The following is a 7,536-nucleotide window of genomic DNA, read 5'->3' on the forward strand; positions in this document are numbered from 1 at the left end:
TGGCCTCCGGGGTGCTCGCCGAGTGGCTGCCCGGCCCGACGGTGCTGCCCGCCCTCGCCCACGCGCTGGGCTGCCTGCTGGTGCTGCGGGCCACCCGCGGGCTCCCGGAGACGAAGCCGGAGGCCAGGGCAGGGGTCAGGGCAGGAGCCAAGGCGGGCGGGCCGGAGAGCGCCCCGGGCCGCGGCACGCCCCCGCACCGCACGGCGGCCGTCCGCCACCCCCGGTTCCGCTACGTCGTGCTGCCCGCCAGCCCGGCCGTGCTCGGCGCCGCCACCGTGGCGTACGTGGTGCTGCCGCCGCTGGTCGCCGACCGGGTGCCCGGCTACGCCCCGCTGTTCAGCGGCCTGGTCGCGGCGCTGACCCTGGCCACCGGCGTGGTCGCCCAGCCCTTCGCCGCCCGGCTGGACGACGCGGACAGCGCCCGGGCCACCCTCACCGCGATGGCCACCGTCATCGCCGGGCTGCTGCTCGGCGCCGTCGCCGCCGCCCGCGACTCGGTGGGCCTGGTGGTGGCCGCCGCCGTGGTCCTCGGCACGGGGTACGGGCTGACCCTCGGCGCGGGGCTGCACGAGGTGGAGCGGCTCACCCGGCACGCCCCCGACCCGCGCGCCTCCGGCCCGACCTCCGCCTCGCTCTACCAGAGCACCACCTCCAGCGGCTTCCTCACCCCGCTGCTGCTCGCCGGCACCGCCGGCCACGCCTCCTACCCGGCGCTGCTGGCGGGCATGGCGGCCGTCGGCCTGCTCTGCCTGGCGGTCACCGCCGCCCACAGCCGCCGCCACCTGCCGGCCGGGGAGCACCCGGAGCCGCCGACGCGCGAGGATGCATCCGTACAGTCCGTCGCCAGCACACCACCGAGGAGCCGACCGCCATGGGCCGAGTGACCGTACCCCGCAGAGTGCTGCGCCTGCGCCAGGGCGCGCCCTCGTACCGTCCCGACACCCTGGCCGCCGAGGAGCCGATGGAGATCCGGGTCGGTGGGCGCCCGCTGACGGTGACCATGCGCACCCCGGGCAGCGACTTCGACCTGGCGGCCGGCTTCCTGGTCAGCGAGGGCGTGGTGCACGCCGCCGGGCAGGTGGCCGGCATCCGCTACTGCGCCGGCGCCACCGCCGACGGCGGCAACACCTACAACGTGGTGGACGTCCAGCTCGCCCCCGGCGTGCCCGCCCCCGACGCCTCGCTGGAGCGCAACTTCTACACCACCTCCTCCTGCGGCCTGTGCGGCAAGGCCAGCCTGGACGCGGTGCGCACCACCGCGCCGTGGAGCGTCGCCGAGGACGGGCTGCGCGTCACCCCCGCGCTGCTCTCCGCGCTGCCGGACCGGCTGCGCGCCGCCCAGAAGGTCTTCGACAGCACCGGCGGCCTGCACGCGGCCGGGCTGTTCGACGCCGACGGGCGACTGCTCTGCCTGCGCGAGGACGTGGGCCGGCACAACGCCGTGGACAAGGTGGTCGGCCACGCCCTGCGCGAGGGGCTGCTGCCGGCCCGCGGCACGGTGCTGATGGTCAGCGGCCGGGCCTCCTTCGAACTGGTGCAGAAGGCCGTGATGGCGGGCGTCCCGCTGCTCGCGGCGGTCTCCGCGCCGTCCTCGCTGGCCGTGGACCTCGCGGAGGAGACCGGGCTGACCCTGGTCGGCTTCCTGCGCGGCGAGTCGATGAACGTCTACACCCGCGCGGACCGGATCGACGTCGGCCCGGACGTCCGAACCGACGCCGAGGCCGCCGTCCGGGAGGAAGGCCGGTAGATGCTCTTCCGCCAGCTGGAGTACCTCGTCGCGCTCGCCCGCGAGCGCCACTTCGCCCGCGCCGCCCAGGCCTGCCACGTCTCCCAGCCCGCGCTCTCCGAGGCCCTGCGCAAGCTGGAGGACGAGCTGAAGGTGCTGCTGGTGCGGCGCGGGCGCAGCTACGAGGGCCTGACGCCCGAGGGCGAGCGGATCGTGCTGTGGGCGCAGCGCATCCTGGCCGACCGGGACGCCCTGCGGGACGAGGTGGACGCGCTGCGCACCGGCCTGGCCGGACGGCTGCGGATCGGCTCGGTGCCGACCGCCTCGGGCGCCGTCCCGCTGCTCACCGGACCGTTCTGCGCCGCCCACCCGCTGGCCGCCGTGGAGCTGTCCACCGACCTGCGATCCGACGAACTCCTGCGCCAGGTGCGGAACTTCGAGATCGACGCGGGCATCACCTACCTGCCCGGACCGGGCGCCGACGACCTGCGCGCGCTCCCGCTCTACGAGGAGCGGTACGTCCTGCTGACCGGTCCGGCCGACGAGCTGGCCCGGCACCCCCGGGCGACCTGGGAGGAGGCCGCCCGGCTGCCGCTGTGCCTGCTGCACCCGGGCATGCAGGGCCGCCGGGTGCTGGACGAGGTGTTCGCGGGCCTCGGCGTCGAGGCCACGCCCCGGGTCGAGACCGACTCGGTGGCCTCGCTCTTCGCCCACGTCCGCACCGGCCACTGGGCGAGCATCGTGCCGTACGCCTGGCTGCACGTGTTCGGCGTGCCGCACGGGATGCGGGCCGTCCCGCTGGCGGAGCCGGTGCACAGCGCGCCGATCGGGCTGGTGACCGCCGCCCGGGAGCCCGGCTCGGTGATGGCCCGCGCGCTGCTGGAGGTCGCCCGGCGCACCGAGGTGGCCGCCGTCCTCGGCAGCCTGCCGGGCGGCGCCTGACCACCGGGCGCACACACCGGGCGCACGGACCCTGGGCACGGAGGCCCGGCACCCGCGGCCGCTCGACGCGCGCGCCCCGACCGCCCGGCATAGCCTCGACCCAGCCCCGGTTGTCCGACCCGTGCGACGGAAGGCGAGTACCGTGACCACCTCCGACGACGCCGCCACCACTCCCCCGCGGAAGCAGCCGCAGGAGCCCCCGCGGGAGCCGCAGGAGGACGTCGGCCCCTCCCCCGCCGGGCCGCCCCACGTCGCGCCGTACCACCACCCGGCCGCCGGCTGGGGCGCCGCCAAGAGCGTCACCCGCTTCCTGGCCCGCGAGGGCGCGTACCTGGACGGGCCGCGGGCGGTGATGCGGATGAACCACGAGAACGGCGGCTTCGACTGCCCCGGCTGCGCCTGGCCCGACGACACCAAGGGCCTGCACCTGGACATCTGCGAGAACGGCATCAAGCACGTCACCTGGGAGATGACCCGCAAGCGGGTCGGCCGGGAGTTCTTCGCCGCCCACTCGGTGACCGAGCTGTCCGGGTGGAGCGACTTCGCGCTGGAGGACCAGGGCCGGCTCACCGAGCCGATGGTCTACGACCCGGACACCGACCACTACGTCCCGATCGGCTGGAAGGACGCGTTCGCCCTGGTCGGCCGCACCCTGCGCGGGCTGGACGACCCGAACCGGGCGGCGTTCTACACCTCCGGCCGGCTCGGCAACGAGGCGACCTTCCTTTACCAGCTGCTGGCCCGCGAGCTGGGCACCAACAACCTGCCCGACTGCTCCAACATGTGCCACGAGGCCAGCGGCCGGGCGCTGCAGGCCTCGCTCGGCACCGGGAAGGGGACGGTCGACCTCAAGGACTGGGAGGTCACCGACGCGCTGTTCATCCTGGGCGTCAACGCGGCCTCCAACGCGCCCCGGATGCTCACCTCGCTCGCCGAGGCGTACAAGCGCGGCGCGCAGGTCGTCCACATCAACCCGCTGGTCGAGGCGGCGGCGACCCGGACGATCATCCCGCACGACTTCACCGACATGGCGCTGAACCGGGCCACCCGCACCAGCACCCTGAACCTCCAGCCGCGGATCGGCGGCGACATGGCGCTGCTGCGCGGCATGGCGAAGGCGATCCTGGAGCAGTCCGCGGCCGACGACCGGGCGCTGGACCGGCTGTTCATCGACCGCCACACCACCGGCTTCGAGGCCTACCGCGACATCTGCCTGGCCACGCCCTGGGAGGAGATCGAGCGCCAGAGCGGGCTGGAGCGGGCCGACATCCTCAGGGCGGCCCGGGTCTACCGGGAGGCCGACCGCTCGATCTTCAGCTGGTGCCTGGGCGTGACCCAGCACGAGCACGGCGTGGACACCGTCCGGGAGATCGTCAACCTCCTGCTGCTGCGCGGCAACCTGGGCCGCGAGGGGGCGGGCCCCTCCCCGGTGCGCGGGCACAGCAACGTCCAGGGCAACCGCACCTGCGGCATCGACCACCGGCCCGCCGCCGGGTTCCTGGACCGGCTCGCCGAGGTGTGCGGGATCGAGCCGCCGCGCGAGCACGGGCTGGACACCGTCGGCACGATCGAGGCGATGCGGCGCGGCGACGTCACGGTGTTCGTCGGCATGGGCGGCAACTTCGCGCTCGCCGCGCCGGACACCCCGTACACCCGGCAGGCCCTGGAGTCCTGCGAGCTGACCGTCCAGGTGAGCACCAAGCTGAACCGCAGCCACCTGGTGCACGGGCGGGCCGCGCTGATCCTGCCCTGTCTGGGCCGGACCGAGAAGGACCACCAGCGCGCCGGGGTGCAGTCCACCTCGGTCGAGGACTCGATGAGCATGGTGCACCTGTCGGTCGGCATGAAGCGCCCGGCCTCGCCGCACCTGCTCTCCGAGCCCGCGATCGTCGCCGGGATGGCCCGCGCGGCGCTGCCGGACAGCGCCACCCCGTGGGAGTGGTACATCGAGGACTACGACCGCATCCGCGACACCATGGCCCGGGTCCTGGACGGCTTCGAGGACTTCAACCGCCGGGTGCGGCTGCCGCTGGGCTTCCGGATCAAGCAGCCGGCCCGCGAGCTGGTCTTCGACACCCCCTCCGGCAGGGCCGAGTTCTCCGCCGCCCCGCTGCCCGACGTCGTCCCCGGGGCGGGCACCCTGGCGCTGGGCACGATGCGCTCGCACGACCAGTGGAACACCACCATCTACTCGGACGACGACCGCTACCGGGGCGTGAAGAACCTGCGCACCCTGGTGTTCATGAACCGGGACGACATGCGCGAGCGCGGGCTGGCCGAGTTCGACCGGGTGGACGTCACCAGCACCGCCCGGGACGGCAGCACCCGCTCGGTGCACGGCTACCTGGCCGTCCCGTACGACATCCCGCGCGGCTGCGCGGCCGGGTACATGCCGGAGCTGAACGTGCTGTGCGCGATCGGCGACTACAGCACCCAGAGCGACCAGCCGATCATGAAGCACCTGAAGGTGACGATCGAGAAGTCCTGAAGCGGAGGACCGGGACGAGCGCCGCGGAGCGACCGGAACGCCCGGAGCACCCGGAACGCCCGGAACGCCCGCCCCAAAGGTAAAGGTTTAACCAAGTGCGCAAGTATCACCTCCGGACGGGACTAAGCTCTGACGAGTTGGGGTGAACCGGCGGTCGCGTTGCGCGGGCCGGTGAACTCCTTGCCGCGTCGATGACACGCACCACGGGGTGCGCCGGCCGGGAGGAGGCGAGAGACATGGATTGCAGTAGTCCGGGCCACAGTTGCCCCTACCCCCGCTTGCCCTCGTACACCTCCGGCATGCGGTAACAACCTTCCCTGCACAACGTCCTGACGATCCGTCAGCCACGACGTCCACGCCACGTCCGCACGCGGCTCCGCCGTGCCCGCACACCTCCGTACGGGCCGCGCAGCCGCGCGCCGATGCGCCGTGTCCGCTTGCAGGGAGCGCTGCCGCCTGCCTCCGAACCGCCCCGCCTGTCCGGGGCCCAGGGAGGAAACCACCATGACCACCCACGCCACTCTCAACTCGACGGTCCCCGAGCCGCGTTCGGCCGTCCTGGACGACGCCCACCTCGGCGACATCAAGGGTGCGCTCGGCACCATCCGGCTCGACGACCCCACGCCCCGCCACGGCCTGTCGGCGCGGCTGAAGACCCTGCTCGCGATCATCGGGCCCGGCCTGATCGTGATGGTCGGCGACAACGACGCCGGCGCCTTCTCCACCTACGGGCAGGCCGGGCAGAACTACGGCACCCAGCTGCTGTGGACCCTGCTGATGCTGGTCCCGGTGCTCTACGTCAACCAGGAGATGGTGCTGCGGCTCGGCGCCGTCACCGGGGTCGGGCACGCCCGGCTGATCCTGGAGCGCTTCGGGAAGTTCTGGGGCGCGTTCAGCGTGATCGACCTCTTCCTGCTGAACGCATTGACCCTGGTCACCGAGTTCATCGGGGTCACGCTCGCGGCCGGGTACCTCGGCCTGCCGAAGGCCGCTTCGGTGGTGCTGGCGGCCGGGATCATCATCGCCTCGGCCTTCACCGGCTCGTTCCGGCGCTTCGAGCGGGTCGCCGTGGCGCTCTGCCTGGGCTCGCTGCTGCTGGTGCCGATCTACTTCATGGTGCACCCGAAGACCTCGCAGATGGCGCACGACTTCGTCGTCCCGAGCATGCCGGGCGGGTCCGGTCAGCTCGCGGCCGTGATGCTGGTGATCGTCTCCATCGTCGGCACCACCGTGGCGCCCTGGCAGCTGTTCTTCCAGCAGTCGTACGTCATCGACAAGCGGATCACCCCGCGCTTCATGAAGTACGAGAAGGCCGACCTCTGGATCGGCATCGTGATCGTCATCGTCGGTGCCGCCGCCATGATGGGTCTCACCGCCGCCGCCTTCGCGGGCACCGACGGCTTCGGCCAGTTCTCCGACGCGGCCGCCGTCGCCCGGGGCATCGAGGACAAGGCCGGGCACCTGGCCGGCGTGCTGTTCGCGATAGCCCTGCTGGACGCCTCGATCATCGGCGCCTTCGCGGTGTCGCTGTCCACCGCGTACGCGATCGGCGACGTCTTCGGCATCAAGCACTCGCTGCACCGCGGGGTGAAGGGCGCCAAGGGCTTCTACGGGATCTACGCGGGCCTGGTGGTCGCGGCGGCGGCGATCACGCTGCTCTCCACCGACTACACCCAGGGCCTGATGACCCAGTTCGTCCAGGTGCTGGCCGGGGTGCTGCTGCCCTCCGCGACCGTCTTCCTGCTGCTGCTCTGCAACGACCGCGCCGTACTGGGGCCCTGGACGAACGGGCCGAGGACCAACGCCTTCACCTCGGCGGTGGTCGGCGTCCTGGTGATGCTCTCGCTGATCCTCACCGCCGCCGTGGTCTGGCCGGACATCAGCTCCGACGCGATCCTGTGGATCATGGCCGGCTGCGGCGTCGCCGGCGTGCTCGTCGCCGGGTACTTCTTCACCTTCGGGCGCCGCGGCACCAAGGAGGACCCGGTCGACCGCACCGGCCGGGAGAACTGGCGGATGCCCCCGCTGGAGACCCTCGACAAGCCGGTGCTGTCCACCGCCCGCAAGGTCGGCATGGGCGCCCTGCGCGCCTACCTGCTGATCGCGATGGCGATGGTCGTCGTCAAGATCGTCCAGACCGCGCTGAACCACTGAGCCGACCGGCTCCGCGCACGCCCTGCCCGTTGTCCTGTCACGGAGGTGACCTGCCATGACCATCGTCGCCGTCTTCCGGCCCACCCGTCCGTCCACCGACCGGGGCCGACTGCGCTCCACCCTCGCCGCCGTCGGCCGACGCCTGGCGGCGAGCCCCCTCGACAACAGCGTCCTCCGGGCCGCCCCGGCTCCGGCCGCCGGCCCGGCGGGCGGGTGCGGCGGCCCG

The 7,536-nt window shown here is 73.3% G+C and carries 4 protein-coding genes and 1 pseudogene; all 5 read left to right on the forward strand.

Annotated elements, in window-relative coordinates; translation table 11 throughout:
- Nucleotides 1-884, forward strand: a pseudogene (locus AE652_RS46705) (hypothetical protein); the annotation flags it as partial.
- The gene (gene fdhD, locus AE652_RS30335) at nt 872-1,747 is read left to right on the forward strand and encodes a formate dehydrogenase accessory sulfurtransferase FdhD (protein ID WP_049657281.1); all 876 of its coding nucleotides are present in this window, start codon (nt 872-874) and stop codon (nt 1,745-1,747) included. The pseudogene AE652_RS46705 and the gene fdhD, both read left to right, overlap by 13 nt.
- Nucleotides 1,748-2,668, forward strand: coding sequence for a LysR family transcriptional regulator (locus AE652_RS30340; RefSeq protein ID WP_049657282.1), 921 nt, complete (start codon nt 1,748-1,750; stop codon nt 2,666-2,668).
- 142 nt (nt 2,669-2,810) lie between these two features.
- Nucleotides 2,811-5,156 (forward strand): FdhF/YdeP family oxidoreductase, encoded by a 2,346-nt coding sequence (locus AE652_RS30345; protein ID WP_049657283.1) that lies wholly within the window; start codon nt 2,811-2,813, stop codon nt 5,154-5,156.
- A 504-nt stretch (nt 5,157-5,660) separates the two neighbouring features.
- Nucleotides 5,661-7,310 carry an NRAMP family divalent metal transporter gene (locus AE652_RS30350; RefSeq protein WP_049657285.1) on the forward strand — a complete coding sequence of 550 codons (1,650 nt, stop codon included), beginning with the start codon at nt 5,661-5,663 and terminating at the stop codon, nt 7,308-7,310.
- The last annotated feature ends 226 nt before the right edge of the window (nt 7,311-7,536 follow it).

Origin of the sequence: Kitasatospora sp. MY 5-36 (assembly GCF_001182915.1) — a bacterium.
GTDB lineage: Bacteria > Actinomycetota > Actinomycetes > Streptomycetales > Streptomycetaceae > Kitasatospora.

Bases quoted from the DNA above. Each gene is read 5' to 3' on its own strand.
- fdhD (WP_049657281.1), top strand. From the start codon at position 872: ATGGGCCGAGTGACCGTACCCCGCAGAGTGCTGCGCCTGCGCCAGGGC.
- AE652_RS30340 (WP_049657282.1), top strand. From the start codon at position 1,748: ATGCTCTTCCGCCAGCTGGAGTACCTCGTCGCGCTCGCCCGCGAGCGC.
- AE652_RS30350 (WP_049657285.1), top strand. From the start codon at position 5,661: ATGACCACCCACGCCACTCTCAACTCGACGGTCCCCGAGCCGCGTTCG.